The 20,239-nt window shown below is 51.8% G+C and carries 17 protein-coding genes; 7 read left to right on the top strand and 10 right to left on the bottom strand.

Features of this window, described 5'->3' with window-relative positions; all coding sequences use genetic code 11:
* Window positions 1–32 precede the first annotated feature (32 nt).
* Genes recG through gmk form a run of 5 tightly spaced genes read right to left on the bottom strand, consistent with a single transcriptional unit; the run spans window position 33 to window position 5,894 of the window.
* A complete protein-coding gene (recG, locus tag FKM52_RS18235; protein WP_141177580.1) occupies window positions 33–2,114 on the bottom strand; it encodes an ATP-dependent DNA helicase RecG in 2,082 nt (693 codons plus the stop codon).
* Window positions 2,111–2,806, bottom strand: coding sequence for a tRNA (guanosine(18)-2'-O)-methyltransferase TrmH (gene trmH, locus FKM52_RS18230; protein ID WP_141177579.1), 696 nt, complete (start codon window positions 2,804–2,806; stop codon window positions 2,111–2,113). Before trmH ends, recG begins: the two co-directional genes overlap by 4 nt.
* A gap of 3 nt (window positions 2,807–2,809) precedes the next feature.
* Window positions 2,810–4,921: a bifunctional GTP diphosphokinase/guanosine-3',5'-bis pyrophosphate 3'-pyrophosphohydrolase gene (gene spoT, locus FKM52_RS18225; RefSeq protein ID WP_141177578.1), complete on the bottom strand. Its 2,112-nt coding sequence runs from the start codon at window positions 4,919–4,921 to the stop codon at window positions 2,810–2,812.
* A 19-nt stretch (window positions 4,922–4,940) separates the two neighbouring features.
* Window positions 4,941–5,216: a DNA-directed RNA polymerase subunit omega gene (rpoZ, locus tag FKM52_RS18220; RefSeq protein ID WP_141177577.1), complete on the bottom strand. Its 276-nt coding sequence runs from the start codon at window positions 5,214–5,216 to the stop codon at window positions 4,941–4,943.
* 54 nt (window positions 5,217–5,270) lie between these two features.
* Complete coding sequence (gene gmk / locus FKM52_RS18215) at window positions 5,271–5,894, bottom strand: guanylate kinase (protein WP_141177576.1); 624 nt, start codon at window positions 5,892–5,894, stop codon at window positions 5,271–5,273.
* A 251-nt stretch (window positions 5,895–6,145) separates the two neighbouring features.
* On the opposite strand from gmk, the gene ligB reads away from it, so the two are divergent.
* Window positions 6,146–7,897 (top strand): NAD-dependent DNA ligase LigB, encoded by a 1,752-nt coding sequence (ligB, locus tag FKM52_RS18210; protein WP_141177575.1) that lies wholly within the window; start codon window positions 6,146–6,148, stop codon window positions 7,895–7,897.
* Here the strand turns inward: ligB and FKM52_RS18205 are convergent.
* The 4 genes from FKM52_RS18205 to FKM52_RS18190 all read right to left on the bottom strand — a co-directional run bounded on the left by FKM52_RS18205 (window position 7,872) and on the right by FKM52_RS18190 (window position 12,539).
* Window positions 7,872–8,489, bottom strand: coding sequence for a trimeric intracellular cation channel family protein (locus tag FKM52_RS18205; RefSeq protein ID WP_141177574.1), 618 nt, complete (start codon window positions 8,487–8,489; stop codon window positions 7,872–7,874). The genes ligB and FKM52_RS18205 overlap by 26 nt on opposite strands.
* A 210-nt stretch (window positions 8,490–8,699) precedes the next feature.
* Window positions 8,700–10,190, bottom strand: coding sequence for an MOP flippase family protein (locus FKM52_RS18200; RefSeq protein WP_141177573.1), 1,491 nt, complete (start codon window positions 10,188–10,190; stop codon window positions 8,700–8,702).
* 66 nt (window positions 10,191–10,256) lie between these two features.
* The gene (locus FKM52_RS18195; protein WP_141177572.1) at window positions 10,257–10,532 is read right to left on the bottom strand and encodes a bacteriocin immunity protein; all 276 of its coding nucleotides are present in this window, start codon (window positions 10,530–10,532) and stop codon (window positions 10,257–10,259) included.
* Between the two features lie 1,143 nt (window positions 10,533–11,675).
* A complete protein-coding gene (locus FKM52_RS18190) occupies window positions 11,676–12,539 on the bottom strand; it encodes a YicC/YloC family endoribonuclease (RefSeq protein WP_141177571.1) in 864 nt (287 codons plus the stop codon).
* A gap of 629 nt (window positions 12,540–13,168) precedes the next feature.
* On the opposite strand from FKM52_RS18190, the gene FKM52_RS18185 reads away from it, so the two are divergent.
* The 6 genes from FKM52_RS18185 to pyrE all read left to right on the top strand — a co-directional run bounded on the left by FKM52_RS18185 (window position 13,169) and on the right by pyrE (window position 19,483).
* The gene (locus FKM52_RS18185; protein WP_141177570.1) at window positions 13,169–14,854 is read left to right on the top strand and encodes a bifunctional lysophospholipid acyltransferase family protein/GNAT family N-acetyltransferase; all 1,686 of its coding nucleotides are present in this window, start codon (window positions 13,169–13,171) and stop codon (window positions 14,852–14,854) included.
* A 104-nt stretch (window positions 14,855–14,958) separates the two neighbouring features.
* Window positions 14,959–15,921 carry an HlyD family secretion protein gene (locus FKM52_RS18180; RefSeq protein WP_141177569.1) on the top strand — a complete coding sequence of 321 codons (963 nt, stop codon included), beginning with the start codon at window positions 14,959–14,961 and terminating at the stop codon, window positions 15,919–15,921.
* On the top strand, window positions 15,914–16,837 hold the full coding sequence (locus FKM52_RS18175) for an ABC transporter ATP-binding protein (RefSeq protein WP_141177568.1): 924 nt from the start codon (window positions 15,914–15,916) through the stop codon (window positions 16,835–16,837). The genes FKM52_RS18180 and FKM52_RS18175 overlap by 8 nt, the downstream gene beginning before the upstream one ends.
* Window positions 16,827–17,957, top strand: coding sequence for an ABC transporter permease (locus FKM52_RS18170; protein ID WP_377088810.1), 1,131 nt, complete (start codon window positions 16,827–16,829; stop codon window positions 17,955–17,957). The genes FKM52_RS18175 and FKM52_RS18170 overlap by 11 nt, the downstream gene beginning before the upstream one ends.
* A 111-nt stretch (window positions 17,958–18,068) precedes the next feature.
* The gene (gene rph / locus FKM52_RS18165; RefSeq protein ID WP_141177566.1) at window positions 18,069–18,785 is read left to right on the top strand and encodes a ribonuclease PH; all 717 of its coding nucleotides are present in this window, start codon (window positions 18,069–18,071) and stop codon (window positions 18,783–18,785) included.
* A gap of 56 nt (window positions 18,786–18,841) precedes the next feature.
* Window positions 18,842–19,483 (top strand): orotate phosphoribosyltransferase, encoded by a 642-nt coding sequence (gene pyrE / locus FKM52_RS18160; RefSeq protein WP_141177565.1) that lies wholly within the window; start codon window positions 18,842–18,844, stop codon window positions 19,481–19,483.
* A gap of 39 nt (window positions 19,484–19,522) precedes the next feature.
* Here the strand turns inward: pyrE and slmA are convergent, their stop codons facing one another.
* The gene (slmA, locus tag FKM52_RS18155) at window positions 19,523–20,119 is read right to left on the bottom strand and encodes a nucleoid occlusion factor SlmA (RefSeq protein ID WP_141177564.1); all 597 of its coding nucleotides are present in this window, start codon (window positions 20,117–20,119) and stop codon (window positions 19,523–19,525) included.
* Between the last annotated feature and the right edge of the window lie 120 nt (window positions 20,120–20,239).

The following is a 20,239-nucleotide window of genomic DNA, read 5'->3' as shown; positions in this document are numbered from 1 at the left end:
ATTCTGGATCAGAAAAGCTTTAGCGCCCGGATTCAGGCGTTGGTATAGCGATCGGTTTCCGGCAGCCAGCGCTCAATCAGCGCCTGGGCCTGCTGCGGATAGTGCTGATGGATATGGCGGGCTATGCGCTGTACCTCCGGGATCAGCGCTTGGTCGCGCAGCAAATCGGCAACTTTAAATTCTGCGTTGCCGGTTTGGCGCGTACCGAGCAGCTCGCCAGGGCCGCGGATTTCCAGATCGCACTGGGCGATAACAAAGCCGTCATTACTGTCGCGCAGCACCTGCAGACGCTTTTGCGCCGTTTTGCTTAGCGGAGATTTATAGAGCAGCACGCAGTGCGAGGCGACGGCGCCGCGTCCCACGCGTCCGCGCAGCTGGTGGAGCTGCGCCAGGCCAAGCCGCTCCGGGTTTTCGATAATCATCAGGCTGGCATTAGGGACATCCACGCCTACTTCAATTACCGTCGTGGCAACCAGCAGCTGGAGCTGTCCCTGCTTGAAGGCCTGCATAACTTCCTGTTTTTCCTGCGGCTTCATACGCCCATGCACCAGGCCGACCTGCAGATCGGGCAGCGCCAGCTTTAGTTCTTCCCAGGTTGCTTCCGCCGCCTGCGCCTCCAGCAGATCGGACCCTTCGATCAGGGTGCATACCCAGTAAGCCTGGCGGCCTTCGTTCTGGCAGGCGCGCTTCACTCGCTCAATAATTTCCGCTCGCCGCGTATCGGGGATGGCGACGGTGGTAACCGGCGTACGTCCCGGCGGCAGCTCGTCGATGGTGGAGGTATCAAGGTCGGCGTAGGCGGTCATCGCCAGCGTACGCGGAATGGGCGTGGCGGTCATAATCAGCTGATGCGGATGAAAACCCTGCTCCTCGCCTTTCTCCCACAGCGCCAGCCGCTGATGGACGCCGAAGCGGTGTTGTTCATCAATAATAACCAGCGCCAGCCCGTTAAACTGCACCTGCTCCTGAAAAATCGCGTGCGTGCCGACCACCATCGATACCTGGCCGCTGGCGATCGCTTCCTGCTGGGCAAGGCGCGCCTTGCCCTTTTGCTTGCCAGCCAGCCAGCCCACTTCCAGACCCAGCGGCGTAAACCACTGGCGGAAATTGTTAGCGTGCTGTTCGGCAAGCAGCTCAGTCGGCGCCATCAGAGCGACCTGTTTACCGTGGGCAATGACGTGCAGCGCCGCCAGCGCCGCAACCAGCGTTTTGCCTGAGCCGACATCCCCCTGAACCAGCCGCATCATCGGGTAGTCATGCGCTAAATCCTGCTCAATTTCTTTAACTACGCGCTGCTGAGCATTCGTTGGCTTAAACGGCAGCGCCGCCAGCAGTTTGTCGCGCAGCTGGTGGCGTGGCGGCATCGGTAAAGCGTGATAGCGCTGCGCGCCAGCGCGCACCGCCAGCATGCTTAAATTGTGCGCCAGCAGCTCTTCAAGAATTAACCGGCGCTGGGCTGGGTGGCGGCCGTTTTCCAGATCGATCAGCTGCACATCCGGCGGCGGGCGGTGTAACGTGCGTAACGCATCAGGCAGGCTGAGCAGGCCGCCGCTCAGCTCGGCGGGCAGCAGCTCGGCGATCGGGCAGCTTTCCAGCAGCTTAAGCGCCTGATCCGTCAGATTACGCAACGTGGCCTGACGAATGCCCTCGGTGGTTGGATAAACCGGCGTCAGCGTTTCCTGCAGTTCGGTAACGCCATGCTCGCCCTGGATACGATATTCGGGATGGATAATTTCAGCGCCGCGCTGTCCGCGCTTGATCTCGCCCCAGGCGGTAACGCGCGCGCCAGGGGCGAGCCCGTTTTTCATACCGGCGTTAAAGTTAAAGAAGCGCAGCGTGATGACGCCGGTGCCATCGCTAATCTGGCTAACCAACATACGGCGGCGGCCAAAAGTAACGTCAGTATGCAGCACTTCGCCTTCAACGGTGGCCCAGATACCGGGCAACAGATCGCCGACAGGATAGAGCTGGGTGCGATCTTCATAGCGTAGCGGCAGATGCAGCAGTAAATCCTGCACGGTATGCAGCCCGATTTTCGCCAGCTTTCCAGCCTGGCTTGCGCCTACGCCGGAAAGGGAGTTTAACGGGACGGCATCCAGCAGGCGGCCCTTCATCGCGCCACCGTCGCCTGCATTGCGGCCCACCATGCGGCATCGGCAACCACTTCACCGTGGTCGTTAATTTCAGGACGAGGAAGGCCCTTTTGTTTCGCGACGCGGGCCAGCACAGGATAGCCGCCTTCAAACAGCAAACGCTGCTGCTCTGCGCGGGGCAGCGTACTGCTGCTACGTTGATACATGCCCGCATTCTGCCGCTGGCGCTGCGCCTCATATAAAATCAGCGCGGAGGCGACGGAAACGTTGAGCGACTGCACCATGCCGACCATGGGGATAATAATATCGCGATCGGCCAGCGCCAGCGCTTCCTGAGTAATGCCGGTTTTTTCCTGGCCCATCAGAATGCAGGTGGGGCGCGTATAGTCGATTTCGCGAAAATCAACCGCGTTAGCCGAAAGGTTGGTCGCCAGCACCTGCATATCCCGCTGTTTCAGATGGGCGACAGCATCAGCGATAGTGCGGTGCGTTTTCACCTGCACCCAGCTGTTGCTGCCGGCGGCGGAAGAGGCAGCGGTACGCATACGGCTGGAGGGCCAGACGGCGTGAACCTCATGCACGCCGACTGCGTCCGCCGTGCGAATAATGGCGGAAACGTTATGGGGCTTGTGAACCTGCTCCATACACACGGTTAAATCATGCTGGCGTGCGGCCAGCATCTCGCGTATACGAGCGAAACGTTGAGCATTCATGCGCTAATTTCGGTTACGGTGAACTTTAATCACGTCCGGCATGACGCGAATTTTACGCATAATATTCGCCAGATGGACGCGATCGCGCGCCGTCAGGCGGATAAAGGTGCTGTAAACGCGCCCGTCACGCTCTTCGGTGTTGAGGCTTTGAATATTGGAGCCGGCGGTATTGATTGCCGCGGTCAGATTCGCCAGCGCGCCCTGGTGGTTGAACATCTCCACCTTAATCTCCGCAACAAACTCCTGATCGGTCACTTTATCCCATTCGACCGCCATAAACTTCTCAGGCTCTTTCTGATAGCCGCGAATATTACGGCATGACTCATGATGCACGACCAACCCTTTGCCAGGGCTAACGTGCGCCACAATCGGGTCGCCGGGGATAGGGCGACAGCATTTCGCGAAGGTAATCAGGACGCCGTCAGCGCCTTTAATCGGCAGCTTGCTGCGCGAAGTGGCGCTGTTAGGCTGCGCGCCCGGCGTATCCTGCAGCAGGTTTTTCGCTACCACCACGCTCATGGCGTTGCCGAGGCCGATTTCCGCCAGCAGATCGTCCAGCGATGCCAGCTTCATTCGCTCCAGCTCTTGCGCGACATTTGCTGCCGGTATCTCCGCCAGCTTGCGGCTGCCGCCCAGCGCATGGCTGAGCAGGCGTCGCCCCAGGCTAACGGAGTCTTCGCGCTTAAGGTTTTTCAGCAGCTGGCGAATTTGGGCTCGGGCTTTGGAACTCACGACAAAGTTGAGCCAGGCGGCGTTTGGACGCGCGCCCGGCGCCGTAATAATTTCCACCGTTTGACCGCTGGCCAGCGGCTGCGAAAGCGGGTAGGGCTGCCGATCGACGCGTGCGCCGACGCAGGCGTGACCGATATCGGTATGCACCGCATAGGCGAAATCTACCGGCGTTGCGCCAGCGGGCAGTTCGACAATGCGTCCTTCCGGGGTAAACACGTAAATCTCATCCGGGAACAGATCGGATTTAACGCTTTCAATAAATTCAAAAGAGCTGCCGGCGCTTTGCTGCAGCTCCAGCAGGCTTTGCAGCCAACGCTGCGCGCGTATCTGCGCCGTGGTGCTGCTTTCGCCCTGTTCTTTATACGCCCAGTGCGCCGCGACGCCCATCTCCGCCATCTGATCCATATCTTCAGTACGGATCTGCACTTCAACCGGCACGCCGTGCGGCCCGATCATTGAAGTGTGCAGCGACTGGTAACCGTTCGCTTTCGGAATGGCGATATAGTCTTTAACCCGCCCTGGACGTGGTTTATACAGGCTGTGCATCTGACCCAGTACGCGATAGCAGGTATCCACATCGCGAACGATGACGCGAAACGCGTAGATATCCATAATGGAGTGGAAACGCTGCTCTTTGAGATGCATCTTGCAATAGATGGAGTAAAGGTGTTTCTCGCGGCCGAAAACGCGGCAGGGAATACCCGCCTCCTGCAAACGCCCTTCTATTTCCGCAAGGATTTTCTGGATCATCTCCTTACGGTTACCGCGCGCGGCTTTCACCACCTCTTTAATAACGCGGTAGCGGTTAGGATAGAGCGCTTCAAAGCCCAGCTCTTCCAGCTCGGTTTTCAGATGATGAATGCCCAGACGGTGGGCCAGCGGGCTATAGATCTCCAGCGTTTCGCGCGCAATACGCCGCCGCTTATCCGGGCGCAGCGAACCCAGCGTCCGCATGTTATGCGTACGGTCGGCAAGCTTGATCAGGATAACGCGGATATCCTGCACCATCGCCATGATCATTTTGCGGAAGTTTTCCGCCTGCGCCTCTTTCTTATCGCGGAATTTCAGCTTATCCAGTTTGGATACGCCTTCAACCAGCTCGGCAACGCTTTTGCCGAACAGCTGTTCCATATCCTGATAGGTCGCCGGCGTGTCTTCTATCACATCATGCAGCAGCGCGGCCATGAGGGTTTCATAGTCGAGCTTCATTTCCGCCAGGATGCAGGCGACGGCGACCGGATGCGTGATATAAGGCTCGCCGCTGGAGCGTGTCTGCCCCTCGTGGGCATCACGCGCGACAAGATAAGCTTGCTTGAGGCGCTTGATCTGCTCCTCAGGCAAGTATTTTTCAATCAGCTGATTGAGGCTTTCAAAAAGATACAAGGGCGAGCCTTCCGGCTAATTAACGACGGCCTTCAGCGATAGCGGTTACAGCCTGTAGTTCGGCGGCTTCCTGCTCCTGCTGTTCCTGGCGCTCACGGACATCGAGAATCTGATTGGTGATCAGGCCTTCTTCGATTTCACGCAGGGCGATAACGGTCGGTTTATCGTTCTCTTCCGGTACCAGCGGATCTTTACCGCTCACCTGCATCTGACGTGCGCGACGTGCAGCGACCAGAACCAGGTCAAAACGGTTACCAATTTTCTCTACTGCGTCCTGAACGGTTACGCGTGCCATAAATGTGTTACTCCACAGGTGAAGAAATGACTGGGCATAATACTGAAAGTGGCTTCAGTCTGCCAATAGTTTGCTGATTAAAGCATCATGCCGGGATTTTTGACGCCCCATGCGCAGACGCTCGGCGCGAATGATGGTTTTCAGATCGGACAGCGCCAGATCGAAATCATCATTCACAATTAAGTAATCGTATTCGGCGTAGTGGCTCATCTCCGCAACGGCCTGCATCATGCGGCGGGCGATGACCTCTTCGCTATCCTGACCGCGCCCGCGCAGGCGGCGATCCAGTTCCTCTTTTGACGGCGGCAGAACGAAAATGCTGCGTGCGCCGGGCATTTTCCGTCGGATCTGCTGCGCGCCCTGCCAGTCAATATCGAGAAATACATCGACGCCGGTAGCCAGCACCTGCTCAATCGCCGCGCGTGAAGTGCCGTAGTAGTTGCCGAACACTTCGGCATGCTCAAGAAAAGCATCCTGCGCGATCATCGTTTCAAACTCTTGTTTAGAAACGAAATAATAATGTTCGCCATGCTGCTCGCCGGGGCGCATTCCGCGAGTGGTATGCGAAATGGATACCTGCGTATCGTATAGCGGCTGCGTTTTCAGCATAGCCTGAATCAGACTGGATTTACCCGCGCCGCTGGGAGCGGAAATAATATAAAGCGTGCCTTGAGCCATGATAATTCTTGAAGTGTGTAAAAGGGCGGAGTCTGTTTCCTGCACAGTATACACGGCTTGCCGCCGCCATGCAGCGTTTGCGCCGTTACGCTGATTTTTTTCTGCTTTTTCTGGAACCGCCCCGCATAAAGTTTAGCCTTTTGCTCTTGTTACATAAAAAACCGTCGGGACAAATTCCATTTCCTTTTACCGCCGCTCGCCGTCGGGCGCTACGTGCGTTGTACTGGGGCGGTTGATAACAAGGAGAAATCATGACTGGAAAGCATGTGCTGTGGCTGTTGTGGTGGTGCGCCGGCGCGGCGCAGGCGCTCTGCCCGCGCTGGTCGCCCGCCCGCGCTACGGAAGAGATCGCTCATTTACAACAGCAGCTGCGCAGCTGGGACAGCGCTTATTATCGTGATGGCGAAACGCTGATTGATGATGCGCTGTACGACAGCCTGCAAAAACGTCTGCGGCAATGGCAGCATTGTTTTCACGCCAGTACCGCGCCGGATCAGCCCGTTTGGGTCGCGGATGGCACGGTCGCGCATCCGGTAGCCCATACCGGCGTAAAAAAATTAGCGGATAAGCTGGCGGTCGCGTACTGGATGCAGGGTAAAGGGCCTTTATGGCTACAGCCAAAAATCGATGGCGTGGCGGTAACGCTGGTCTATCGCGATGGAAAACTGGCCGCATTGATCAGCCGCGGCGACGGGTTAAGGGGCCAAAGCTGGCTGGATAAGGCGCCTTATATTCCGGCGATTCCGCCGCAAATTCCCGATCGACGCCCACAGCTAGTGCTACAGGGCGAACTGTTTTTAACCATGACCGATCATCAACAGGCGGCGCATGGCGGCAGAAATGCGCGCGCTCAGGTTGCCGGAGCGCTGAGGCGGCAGGAAGCCTCGCCGCTGCTGGCACAGCTGGGTATTTTTATTTGGGCCTGGCCTGACGGGCCGGAAACCATGGTGATGCGCCAAATCGCCCTTAAGCGGCTGGGATTTGGTTTATCCAATGACTGGACGCAGCGGGTAACCGATGAAGAAGAGGTCGCCCGCTGGCGCGATAGCTGGTTTCGTATGCCTCTGCCTTTTGTTACCGACGGCGTCGTGATACATACGGACAAGCGGGCGTCAGGCAAACAGTGGATGCCCGGCGATAACGGGTTCGCTGCCGCCTGGAAATATACTCCGCCGATTGTCAGTAGCGAAGTCCGTTCGGTGGCGTTTCCGGTTGGGCGTACCGGTAAAGTTGCCGCAGTATTAAATGTCATGCCGGTTCAGCTGGATGATAAAACCGTGCGACGCGTCAGTCTGGGTTCTCTGGCACGCTGGCAGGCGCTGGATATTGTGCCTGGCGATCAGGTGGCCATTAGCCTGGCCGGGCAGGGTATCCCACGCTTTGAAAAGGTAGTCTGGCGGGTTATGCAGCGCGATCGGCCCACGGCGCCCGATCCGCAGCAGTACCATCCTTTGAGCTGCTTTTATAACAGTATGGTATGCCGTCAACAGTTTCTGTCCCGATTAAGTTGGTTAAGCCAGCGGCAGGTACTTAACTTGCCAGGCATTCAGCGCAGTACCTGGCAACGGTTATTGCAGCTGCCCGGCTTTACGCATATTTTTTCCTGGATGACGCTGGAGGCGGAGCAGCTTTCCACTCAGGCAGGCATCAGCCCTTTGCAAGCCCGGCAAATTATCCATTACTTTAATATGACGCGACATTTGCCTCTGCGTCGCTGGATAAAGGCGCTGGGCGCGCCTGTGCCGGAGGTTACGCTATCAGCGTTGCCGGATAACAGCTGGGCGCAGCTGTTGGCGCGCGACGCTCACTCATGGCAGCAGCTGCCTGGCGTTGGCATAAAGCTGGCGCACAGGATAGAAAACTGGCTAAAAGATAAGCAGGTGCGCGATCTTATTACGCTGATTCAGCAATGGCAGGCCGATGCCGCTTACACGGCGACCCAGCCGATACTGCCTTCGCTGGCTGGGCCGCCCGCGGCTAATGTTCAGGATGCGTATAATTGAAAACGGGCAGCCCCAGCCGAAAGCGCAGCGCCAGCAGGCGGGAGAGAAAACCGAACAGCAGCGTAATGATGACCACGGTTTCATGGCTTAACGGCGTTTGCTGCAGCAGGATATAGAGCCAGCCGGCGGCGAAAGCGATGCCGGCATACAGCTCTTTCTGAAATACCAGCGGGATTCGGTTACAGAACATATCCCGCAGCACGCCGCCAAATACGCCGGTAATGACGGCGCTGATAGCGGCGATAATTGCAGGATGGCCCATATCCAGGGCGACCTGGGCGCCAATAATGGAGAAAACCACCAGGCCTAGCGCGTCCAGCACCAGAAACACCTTGCGCAGATGGGACATCAATGGCGCTACGACGGTGGTCAATACGGCCGCCACGGCGACGATAATGATATATTCGGGATGCTTCACCCAGCCGAGCGGATAGTGTCCAAGTAATATATCGCGTACCGAACCGCCACCGATGGCCGTTACCGATGCGATAATAATGACGCCAAAAAGATCCATTTTACGACGACCTGCAGCAAGCGCGCCGGTCATCGCTTCGGCAGTGATGCCGATGATATAAAGTACGGTTAGTAACATAGCCAGCTCCAGAAAAACGGTGGCAAGCCTACAGCGCTTGCCTGATTGTAGACGAGTGAAAATTTCTAAGGTAGCGCTTTTCGGATTAGCTATATTTATGCGAATAGTTACGGCGGCGGTAAGCAACAGCGATAAAAAAAGCGTGCCGACGCGGCACGCTCAGAAAGATCCGGAATAACCAGGCGTTATTACCAGCAGTAAACAGCTCTATTAAGTTGACGGGTTTTCGCTTTTTAATGTGACTTTAGCTCGGACCTTACGCTGCGCAATTGCTTTTAATTCAAGCACTAATGGATGGCGGCTGCTTAACATCATCAGGCCCCAAACCAGCGCGCCGGCGGCGATCTGAATCGCCAGGGTAACAGTGACAGGTAAAATACCTTCAAGAAGGTAGTCGAGCGCATAGCTTATCCAGAGCGTTGGCAACGCCATACGCAGCGGCATCCACTGGCTGGCAAGAAAGGCCTTTCCGCTGGCACCCAGGATGGGCCGAATCAGCATAAAATAATTCGTTAATACCGTCATAACCTGTAGCGCGGTAAAACTAATAGTTGCCCCCAGTAAACCGCCCCATGTGGCTCCTGACCAAATGACCGGTATGGAAAGCAGCAGGCGGAACGCATTCAGCTTAGAGCTAATATCAACCGTTCCTTTCGCCATTACCAGCGCGCCGACAGGGTTGTTAACCGCGCGCATCATGCCGGCGACACATAAGATCTGCAGTACGGGGACGATAAACAGCCAGCGTTCGCCAAACACAGAACGCACCAGATTATCCGCCACGCCGATCATGCCCAGCAGGGCGACAAAGTTCAGCAAACTCATGATCGATAACATTTTGTAAAAGTTATGGCGTAAACGCGGGCGATCGTCCTGCATTTGAGCGAAAGTTGGAAACAATACGCGAGTCAGGATAGGGTTAATTTTGGCTGGCGGCATAACGGCCAGATTATAAGCCAGATTGTAGCCGCCGATAGCAATAGCCCCCAACAGGCGGGTAAGCAACATCGTAGGCATATTTATGGTTAGCTGGTTGATCAAATTGTCGGCCGTCAGATAACTGCCATAACGTAAATTACTGCTGACGCTCTTCAGTTTAAAGACGAAGATTGGCCGGTATATGCTTCTGCCATAGTAGCAAAACAGCAGCATCCTTACTGAAACCATAGTGAGGTAGCCCCAGATAGCACACAGTGCTGAGGGCGATATAAACGCTGAAGCGAGCGTAACCGCAAAACCTGCCAGCGCAGCCAGCACTTCGGTGCGGCCGATTTCGGTAAACGCCAGCTCCTTTTGCAACAGTGCCCGGAACTGCTGCCCCTGGGGAATAATAATAAAGGCAACGGAAAGCGTCTGAATTAACTCAACCAGCTCCGGCTGATGGAACAGCGCGCTGATATAATCGCTGCTGCTGTAAACCACGATAAAAACCAGCGCGCCAATGATGATATTTAACCAGTACAGCGTAGAGAGTTCCGTCTCTGCCATATTTTTACGCTGAATAACAGAGTTGGACAGGCCAAAATCAGAAAGCGTATCTACCAGTGTCAGAATAACTAACGATATGGTCAGCAGACCGAACTGTTCAGGATCGATAATTCTGGCAAGGAGCGCCAGCTGTAAAAGGCCAAGGCCGATAGTCGTTACTGACGATATTGCGGACCACTTTGCGCCGTTTATCGCCTTTTGTTTTAAAGTCATAGTTTGCTCATAAAGGTAAAACATCAGGTGAAAGATAGACGGCTTTTGATAGATAGTCTTATTATTTTAAATCGCAACAGGATAATATTCTTCCCTGAAGCCGGACAGGCCGTTCTGTAAGCGCCAGTTTTTAACAAACTCTACCATGCTTTTAGGTGTAGTAATATTAAACTCATCAGGATAGCAAATGAGATCGGTGCCGGATGGGTGGCCGCATAATAATACAAACTCCATTGCTGCGTTTACCAAATCTTCGGTTGTTTCAAAATCTGCAAGCAATATTCGCTGAGCAAAATCTGTAAATTCCTGCTCGGTAAATTCCTGTAGGGATGTGCGTTCCATAGAAGTTTTCCTGGAAAGTCTGTTTAAAAGGTTGCTGTGTGCGGGGAGATTTATATCTTTTTTTGCGCATTAAAACACCATCAGAAATATCTGAATTTATTTATGCGATAATTATTGGTACTGAAAATCTAAATGCTTTACTAAAAAAGCAAAAAAAATCATTTGCCCTGTTAAAGGTTAGCAGCGGAAAATAAAAAGGATTTATATATAACCTGATGTTATTACTCTGTTTTTAATGTGGCGATACGGCTAATTATTATCAAGCCCTGCTTAACGTAAAAATTTTTGCGTGCTGAAGAAAACGTTTTTCCTTAACCAATTAGCAGCGCGTCATCCAGCGGTAAATTACCGGCCGTTTAGCACCGGCAGGCGATTGAACCGCCGCAGTCAGTAAACTTCGTTGCGAGCAGTTGCGGAAGCTCACCAGGTTGATTTTCGCTCGTTTACGCTATTGTTTCAGCAGCTGTAGCCGACGCCTCACCTTTATAGCCCAGAGGCAGAAGCCAGTAATATGTTCTTCAGCAGAGATATACAGAAAGGGGCCAGAGCATGTGATTTATGCGCTATGTATTACCGCAATGAGAGTTCATCGTTACCGCTCCAACTTGTTGCCTGCCCATTAGTTACTGGTTGTATCGTAAGCTGCTTTTCTTTGCGCTTGCCACCTGTACGCTGTTGTGAGCAGATGCTGGGTATCGGGTATCGGGTATCGGGTATCGGGTATCGGGTGCCAAATGTTGGGCGGCAGGTATCGGGCGCTGGATGTTATTGAGTGCAGGCATTGGTGTTGGATCCTGATGCCACGTAACACGGATCGTTCCGTTGAGCGGCGGCGAGAATGGTTTACCCTGCACATAATCTGTAATGCGGGAGAAATTAATTTAAGCAAGATGACTAAAGTCGGTCACCTACCTGAAAATTGATGCCGAACAGATATTAACTTTTCCTTTAAAATAGCAGAATTTGCTGCAGCTTCGGGTTTGTTATTTTCTGGCTGGCCAAACTATTACGAATTCACGGCATAGCGTGACGCTTCTTTGTTGTGTTTTCACGGCGTGCGTAATGACCGGTGAAGCTTTACCACGATGGTTAAAAGCCCTGTAACAGGGCTCAGGTCTCTTTCACCGGCACGGTGGCAGGAAGTTACTCGATATTCTGGATCTGCTCGCGCATTTGCTCAATCAGCACCTTCAGTTCAATCGCTGAGGCGGTTACATCAGAATTGATGGATTTAGACGCCAGCGTATTCGATTCGCGATTGAATTCCTGCATCATAAAGTCAAGGCGGCGGCCAACGGCCTCTTTCTTTTTCAATATGTTATAGGTTTCTTTAACGTGCGCTTCAAGACGATCCAGCTCTTCTGCGACATCAATGCGCTGAGCCATCATCACCAGCTCCTGTTCAACGCGATTGTTGTCCAGCTGCAGTTCGGCTTCCTCAAGCTTTGTGACCAAACGCTCACGCTGCCATTTCAGAATGTCAGGCATCCAGGCGCGGACTTTTTTGACCTCAAAACTGACGCCTTCCAGACGCTGTTCAATCAACGCTTTCAGCGCGGTCCCTTCGCTTTCGCGCGCCGTAATAAAATCATCAATCGCCAGTTCCAGCGCCTCCAGCAGCGCAACGTTAATTGCGTCCAGATCCTGTTCCTGAGCTGACATTACGCCAGGCCAGCGCAAAATATCAACCGGATTAATCTCACCGCCTGCATACTGCTGGTTCACCCATTGCGCGGCCTCCAGCAGCTGCTTTGCCAGCGCCTGATTTAGTATCAGCGCGCTTTGCGCGCCTGGATCGGCGTCAAAACGCAGGTTGCATTCAATCTTGCCACGCGTCAGACGATTACGCAGACGTTCACGAATCACCGGTTCCAGACTGCGAAACTGCTCCGGCAGACGGATGTAAGTTTCAAGATAGCGCTGGTTTACGGAACGCAGCTCCCAGGCTGCGCTGCCCCATTCACCCCTGATTTCACGCCGGGCGTAGGCGGTCATACTGCGGATCATTTTGCGTACCCGTATTAAGTAAAGTTTCAGGGATTATAGCGATGCAGCCTTCCCCTTAACAGGTAAAAAAGCGCATTCTGAAAAACCAGGTGAGGTAGCACCAGCACCAGACAGAGGTCCCGGCCAGCGCAAAGTGAGCCAAACGTAATAAAGCAAGGGAGAGGATAAAGCGATAACAACGTATAAGCGATAAAAGAAAATAAGAAAGGAGTCTCAAAAAGTAAAAATAGCACTTATTGTTCGGCTATCAACAAAAATCAGGCTCTGAAGGAATAATTATCTGCGGGTAAACAGTCGATAGTTGTTTTTTTTCATTAAATTATCTGCATTAAATTGGTTGTTGATAATCATTAGCGGGTTTATTAAATCATTTTTTAATTGGGTTTTAAATGGTTAGGCATAAAATAATATCCAGTAATCTATTATTTTATTTAGTAAAATTAATAAATTTATGATTTAAAAATGTTTTTTATGATATTATTTTTTCTTACCCCTTTTTATCATATGATAAATAAGTTATGGCTAATAATTTCTTAGATTCAACTAAGGTTGAAAGTTTACTATTAAGTAAGCTGAGGGAAAACATGATAAATGCGTAAATGAAAGTATGCTAAGGAGAAAGAAATACAATGGATGTAATTGATGAAATCACACAGGAGTTTTTCCCGGAAAGAAAAGTATCCCCCTTACTAAAGATAATAATCAGATGGGCTGTAGGATTAGATGCGCTTTTTTCTCGAGTCAGAGGTGCTGAGAACAAAGATGGTATAGATTGGTTAGCAGCTGTAGTAGAAAAGTTAAGAATTAATTTGGCTGTTGATAATATTTATAACATTCCCAGCGAAGGTCCGGTGGTTATAGTTGCTAATCATCCTACCGTTATTGATGGCATGGCGGTAATCGTAGCCGCTTCCAAAGTAAGGCGTGACATCAAAATTGTGGCCAACCAGGTGTTAACCCATATGTTGCCAAAAACAAAAAGCCTCACTATTGGCATCAGAAATATGCAGGGAAAGATGGGCGCCAGCCAGTATCGCGAAATGAATGCGCAGCTTAAAAAAGGCGGGGTGCTTATCATTTTTCCCTCCGGAAGGCTTGCCAGCCTGAAAAAAACAGGGTTACAGGAAGCGCCATGGAACCCCGGGTTCCTCCACCTTGCCAGTAAAAACAATGCCGCAGTCGTACCCGTAAGTCTCAAAGGCTTAAATTCATGGCGTTATTATATTACCGCGAAGCTCTGGCGTCCGCTGTCTAACCTTATGGTGATCAGAGAATGTTTGCGCCATAGCGGCAAGACTTTGAAAATGAATTTTCTTCCGCAGGTTAACTTAGCTAAGCTGGATATTGATAAAGAGCGCGTGACAGAAGTTGCGGCTACCTTTATGGAGCATATTGCACGTGCAGGTAAAAACCAGCCTGGAATATTGCCCGTTATCACACCTGTTGCTGAACCCCTCGATAAAAATTTACTGTGTGCAGCGCTGGAGAGCTGCACGGAATTAAAAAAGCTGAATGACGGTAAAACCGTTCTGCTGTATCGCCACCAGGGGACGGAATACTCACCTGTATTAAGAGAACTGGGACGTCTGCGCGAGATCTGTTTTCGTGAAATAGGCGCCGGAACAGGGCAAGAGTATGATAACGATATTTATGATATAGATTATCAACATATCATGGTGTGGGATCCTGAAAGGCTTGAAATCGCCGGCGCTTACAGATTTGTCATGGCGGGTGAGCAAATTGCAAAGAAAGGCCTGCAGGGGCTCTACAGTAACGATCTTTTTAATTACAAACAGAGCTTTTCGTCCATTGCCAGTAAAAGCATTGAGATTGGGCGAGGTTTTATTCAGAAACAGTATCAAAAAACTAACGTGCTTGATGAGCTTTGGAAGGGGATCTTTAATGTTGCGCTGAAACATAGCGAATATAAATATCTGCTGGGCGTGTTGACTATCCCACAAGATTACTCTGAGTATGCGAAAAAGCTAATGATAGGTTTTTATCAAACCTACCTCTCTGCGGATGTTGATGCCTGCACTCCTTTACATCAATATGATGTGGTTGATGAAGAGGTTAACCAACTCTTTAACCGCGAAAATTTTGATGAGGACTGGAAAAAACTTAATATAAAGCTGCGGGAAATGGAGTGCGATCTTCCCTGGCCTTATAAGCAAGCTGCTAAGTGGTACAGCGCCGGAGGCTCAAAAATATTATGCTTCGTTGAGGATAAGCATTTTAATTCCATCGCTGGTTTAAATCTTTGCGAAATAGATAAGCTTAAGAAAAGCTATGGTAAACGTTATTTGCCTAAATAATAGCCTGAAACCTGAATATTAATCAGATCTTGTTAAATAATTTGTATCTCTAGTGTTTAACTGAAATAACTTTGCCTTACTTTTACTGCTTTCTGGGATTTAAGATGCTGAATAACAAGCTTATTATATTTTTGTGCTGTTTAACTTTACTGTCGGGCTGTAAGGATGCAGAACCGTTCGCTTTAGCAGGTTACACCTATGGTGAGTTTACCTATCTGTCGTTTCCATTCACGGAAGAAGTGGAAGAGCTGTTTGTCGCTAAAGGCGAGACGGTCAGTAAGGGGCAGAAGCTTATGCAGATGGTTAAATTTACTGCAGAAAATGCGTTGCACGTAGCGGAAAAGAACGTACTGGCTGAACAGGCGCTGCTGCATAATTTAGAAACGGGTGAACGCCAGGCCGCATTAAATATGGTTCGCGCCCAGCTTGAAAGAGCTAAATCCGCCGCGAGCCTGGCGAAGAGAGAGCTGGAGAGGCAACAGCGCCTTTATAAAGCAAAAATGGTATCGGTTGCTGAGTGGGAACGGGCGAAAGAAGACTACATACAGAAAAAGGCGCAGGTAAAAGAGCTGCTGCATCAGCTGGAAGTAAAAGAGCTGCCGGCCCGTGAGGCGGAAATAAATAATCAGAAGTCACGCGTTGAATCGGCCGTGCTGCAACGTGATAAAGCGCGCTGGGATCTTGAGCAAAGAACGCTGTTTGCCCCACAAGACGCGCTGGTGTATGACATTCTGTATCATCCGGGAGAACGCCCGGCAGCCGATCGCCCGGTTATCAGCCTGCTCTCCCCGGATCGCATCAAAATTCGCTTTTATGTGCCGGAAAAAAGACTGGGTGAGATTCAGACTGGCACCCGAATAAAAGTTCACTGTGACGGATGCAGCAGATCGCTGTCGGCCTATATCAACTATATCAGCCCTCAGGCAGAGTTTTCCCCACCGGTTATTTACAGCACTCAGCGACGTGAAAAACTGCTGTTTATGGCTGAAGCCGTTCCGGTAAAGGAAGATCTTCCGCTGGTTAAAACAGGACAGCCCGTAGCGATAGAGGTTGTTTCTGATGAGTGATATTTGTATTGAGGTAAGTAAACTAAACAAGCATTTTGGCAGTAACCATGCGGTAAAAGATTTTTCACTAACGGTAAGAAAAGGTGAAATATACGGTTTTTTGGGGCCGAACGGTAGTGGAAAAACCACATCGATACGCATGATGTGCGGGTTAATTACGCCTGATTCAGGGAGCGGTCACTGCCTTGATATGGATATTTTTACCCAGCGGGCGCAGATAAAACGTCATATCGGCTATATGACGCAGCATTTTTCTATGTGGGGAAACTTATCAATTCGGGAAAATCTGCTGTTTATTACCCGTATCTATAATCTGGATAAGGGGAAAGCCAGGGTGGATCAAACGCTGGATGAACTGGGGCTGACCTCGCGTCAGCATCAGCTGGCGAAATTTCTTTCCGGCGGATGGAAGCAGCGCATGGCGCTTGCCGCCTGTACGCTGCATCAGCCCTCTTTGCTTTTTCTGGATGAGCCGACCGCCGGCGTCGATCCCAAAGCGCGCCGCGAATTCTGGCAAATTCTTCATCAACTTTCCGATCGGGGCATCTCAATACTTGTCAGTACGCACTATATGGATGAGGCGGAGCGGTGCCACAAGGTAGCCTATCTCTCTTATGGCAATCTGTTAGCTAACGGTAGCGTTCGCTCAATTATTCAGGAGCAAAACCTGACCACGGTTAAAATAAGCGGCAAGAAGCTGACGGAACTGGAAAATGAGCTGCTTAAAATGCCTGGCATCGAACAAACGGTAATTTTTGGTAATAGCCTGTTTGTTACGGCCGAAGATGAAACAGTATTAAACCCGATTCTGTCACAGGCTGTTACTTCTGATTACGACGTTTGCAAGGTGGAAACGACGCTGGAAGATGCCTTTACCTGGCTAATGAAAAACAATGCTAAAAAAAATGAGAATTAATTTTTCTTTTTTGCGCTGGATTGGCGTAGTGATTAAGGAAATTCATGAGCTGCGGCGTGATAAAATTAGTATGGCTATGGTAGTGATTACGCCGCTGTTGCAGCTAACCATACTTGGCTATGCCGTTAATATGGATGCGCGTAATATACCTACTGGGCTGTTGAATTATGATACGGAGCAAATGAGCCATGTCTTCGTTTCCGCGGCGCAAAATACCGGCTATTTTTCGGTGATTCCTTTTCAGTCGGAAAAGCAGGCGCGCTCGGCATTCGTACGCGGCGATATTATTTTTATTATGACGATTCCGCAGGGATTTAGTCGGGATCTGCTACGCGGAGAAAAACCGCAGATACTGGTACAGGGAGACGCCATCGATCCGTTAACCATAGGTAATGCGTTAAGTGCGATTACGCAGGCGGCGAAAACCACGTTTCAACAGGATCTTCCACCAGCCATGCGCAGCGAAGTAAAAGAGGATGATTTTGAGTTAGTAATACATCGTATGTTCAACCCGGAAGGAATTACCCAGTACAATACGATACCGGGCATTATCGGTTCGATACTCAGTACCACGCTGGTGCTGATGACCGCGCTGGCAATCACCCGCGAGCGCGAGAGCGGCGCTATTGAAAATTTACTGATATCGCCGCTCACCAGCCTGGAAGTTATTACCGGTAAAATCGTTCCCTATGTCCTTATCGGTATTTTCCAGTCGCTGCTGATTCTGCTCTGTGCGGTTTATCTTTTCGGCATACCCTTATTAGGCAACCCTTTCCTGCTTTTTCTGGTGCTGTTCGTCTATGTTTTTCTCTGCCTGTCGATCGGTATTACTATCTCAAGCCTGGCGCAAAATCAGCTGCAGGCTTTACAGATGTCCTCGTTCTACTTTATCCCCTCGGTGATGCTTTCCGGCTTTATTAGCCCCTTCATTAGCATGCCGTTATGGGCGCAGTGGATCGGTTCGTGCCTCCCCTTAACTTACTTTATACGTTTAATTAAGGGGATCATGCTAAAAGGTTATGGTTTTATCGAGCTGCTGCCCGATTTGCTGCCGCTGGGATTGCTGGCGCTGATTATTGTAGGGATTGCCCTGAAGTCTTTCCGTAAAACGCTTGACTGATCGCGGTCCCGATCTCTGTTTTCCCGCGCAAACCCCGTTAAGGGGCGGTAGGCAGAACAGACCTAAATCCGTATAATGCGCAGCCACTATTTAGCAAGCCGGAGAAAAACCATGCGTCCAGCAGGCCGTCTCACACAGCAGGTGCGTCCCGTCACCCTGACCCGTCATTACACCAAACATGCAGAAGGCTCTGTACTGGTTGAATTCGGCGACACTAAAGTACTTTGTACCGCTACCGTAGAAGAGGGCGTGCCGCGCTTTCTGAAAGGCCAGGGGCAGGGCTGGATTACGGCAGAATATGGCATGCTGCCGCGTTCAACGCACAGCCGCAACGCGCGTGAAGCGGCAAAAGGCAAGCAGGGCGGGCGTACGCTGGAAATTCAGCGGCTGATAGCCCGTTCGCTACGTGCAGCGGTCGATCTAAAAGCGCTGGGCGAATTTACTATTACGCTCGACTGCGACGTATTGCAGGCTGACGGCGGCACCCGTACCGCTTCTATTACCGGCGCCTGCGTTGCGCTGGCGGATGCGCTTAATGCGCTGGTCGCTGCGGGTAAGCTGGCGAAAAACCCGATGAAAGGGATGGTAGCGGCAATTTCCGTCGGCATCGTTAACGGCGAAGCGCTTTGCGATCTGGAGTACGTGGAAGATTCCGCGGCCGAAACCGATATGAACGTGGTGATGATGGAAGATGGCCGCATGATTGAAGTGCAGGGCACCGCCGAAGGCGAACCCTTCAGCCATGAGGAGCTGCTAACGCTGCTGGCGTTAGCGCGGGGCGGCATCGAAACCCTGATTCAGGCGCAGAAGGCGGCGCTGAACAGCTAATCATTTCAGGCGACCAGAGAGTCGCCTTTTTTACGGCTATTTTTGAGGAGAGCAGAATGAAAGCCTGGCAGCGGGAATTTATTGAGTTTGCTTTAAATAAACAGGTGCTGAAATTCGGCGAGTTTACGCTGAAATCGGGGCGTAAAAGTCCCTATTTCTTTAATGCGGGCCTGTTTAATACCGGACGGGATTTAGCGCTGCTGGGCCGTTTTTATGCGCAGGCGCTGGTCGATTCCGGCGTCGATTTTGATTTACTGTTTGGCCCCGCTTACAAAGGTATCCCTATCGCCACTACGACCGCCGTGGCGCTTGCCGATCACCATCAGCGTGATGTGCCTTACTGCTTTAACCGTAAGGAAGCGAAGGATCACGGTGAAGGCGGCACGCTGGTCGGCAGCCCGCTACAGGGACGCGTAATGCTGGTTGACGATGTGATTACCGCCGGAACAGCTATTCGCGAGTCGATGGAAATTATCGCCGCTCACGGCGCCCGGCTGGCCGGCGTGTTGATCTCCCTTGACCGTCAGGAACGTGGACGCGGTGAGATTTCAGCGATTCAGGAAGTGGAACGTGACTATCAGTGTCAGGTTACCGCCCTTATTACGCTGGCCGACCTGATTGATTACCTTGAGGAAAAACCGGAAATGGCCGATCACCTGGCGGCAGTGCGCGCCTATCGTCGAACCTACGGTATCTAAAGGGTATGCGATGCCGGGCCGCCTGCCCGGCAATCTTTTTCAGACCAGCTGCGCCGCCAACAGCGGCCAGCGCGCTTCAAAATCCTGGGTAGGAAGATAGCGAAATTCAGAACGCACAAAGCGCGACAGCAGCCCTTCGCAGAAGGCCAACAGCTGGCTGGCCAGCAGCGTCTCATCCGTAACAAAACCTGCGCCTTCACGCATTTTTCGCTCGCGCAATACCTGCCGCAGCTGCACTTCGATACGCTCGAAAAGCTGGTTGATGCGTCCCTGCAGGCGATCCTGTTCAAACATCAGCGCGTGACCGGTGAGAATACGCGTTAGCCCAGGATTACGTTCGCCGAAACCAAGAATCAGCTGCACGATTAAACGCAGGCGCGTCATGGTCTCTTTTTCATCTTTCAAAATCGTATTGATACGCGTAATCAGACTGTCTTCAATAAATTCGATCAGGCTGTCAAACATGCGCGTTTTACTGGGAAAATGACGATACAGCGCGGCTTCGGAGACGCCGACCGTCGCGGCTAGTTTTGCTGTTGTAATTCGTTGGCTTCCGTCGCTGGATTCCAGCATTTGCGCCAGAGCCTGCAGGATTTCATCGCGACGATTCCTTTTTGCGATCTTTTTTTCTGCCATGACGTTATAAACCCCTGAGATTTACCATAAACGGGCACAGGCCCACGCAGCACTCGTGGGAAAGGCTCTCACGGTGCTGAAAATTTAATAATTCGGTTTACGGAGGGTAGTGGTGGCGCG

The sequence above is a fragment of the Mixta tenebrionis genome (assembly GCF_006517625.1).
In the GTDB taxonomy this organism is placed as follows: domain Bacteria; phylum Pseudomonadota; class Gammaproteobacteria; order Enterobacterales; family Enterobacteriaceae; genus Mixta; species Mixta tenebrionis.
This window is presented reverse-complemented; position numbering and strand designations above follow the sequence as displayed.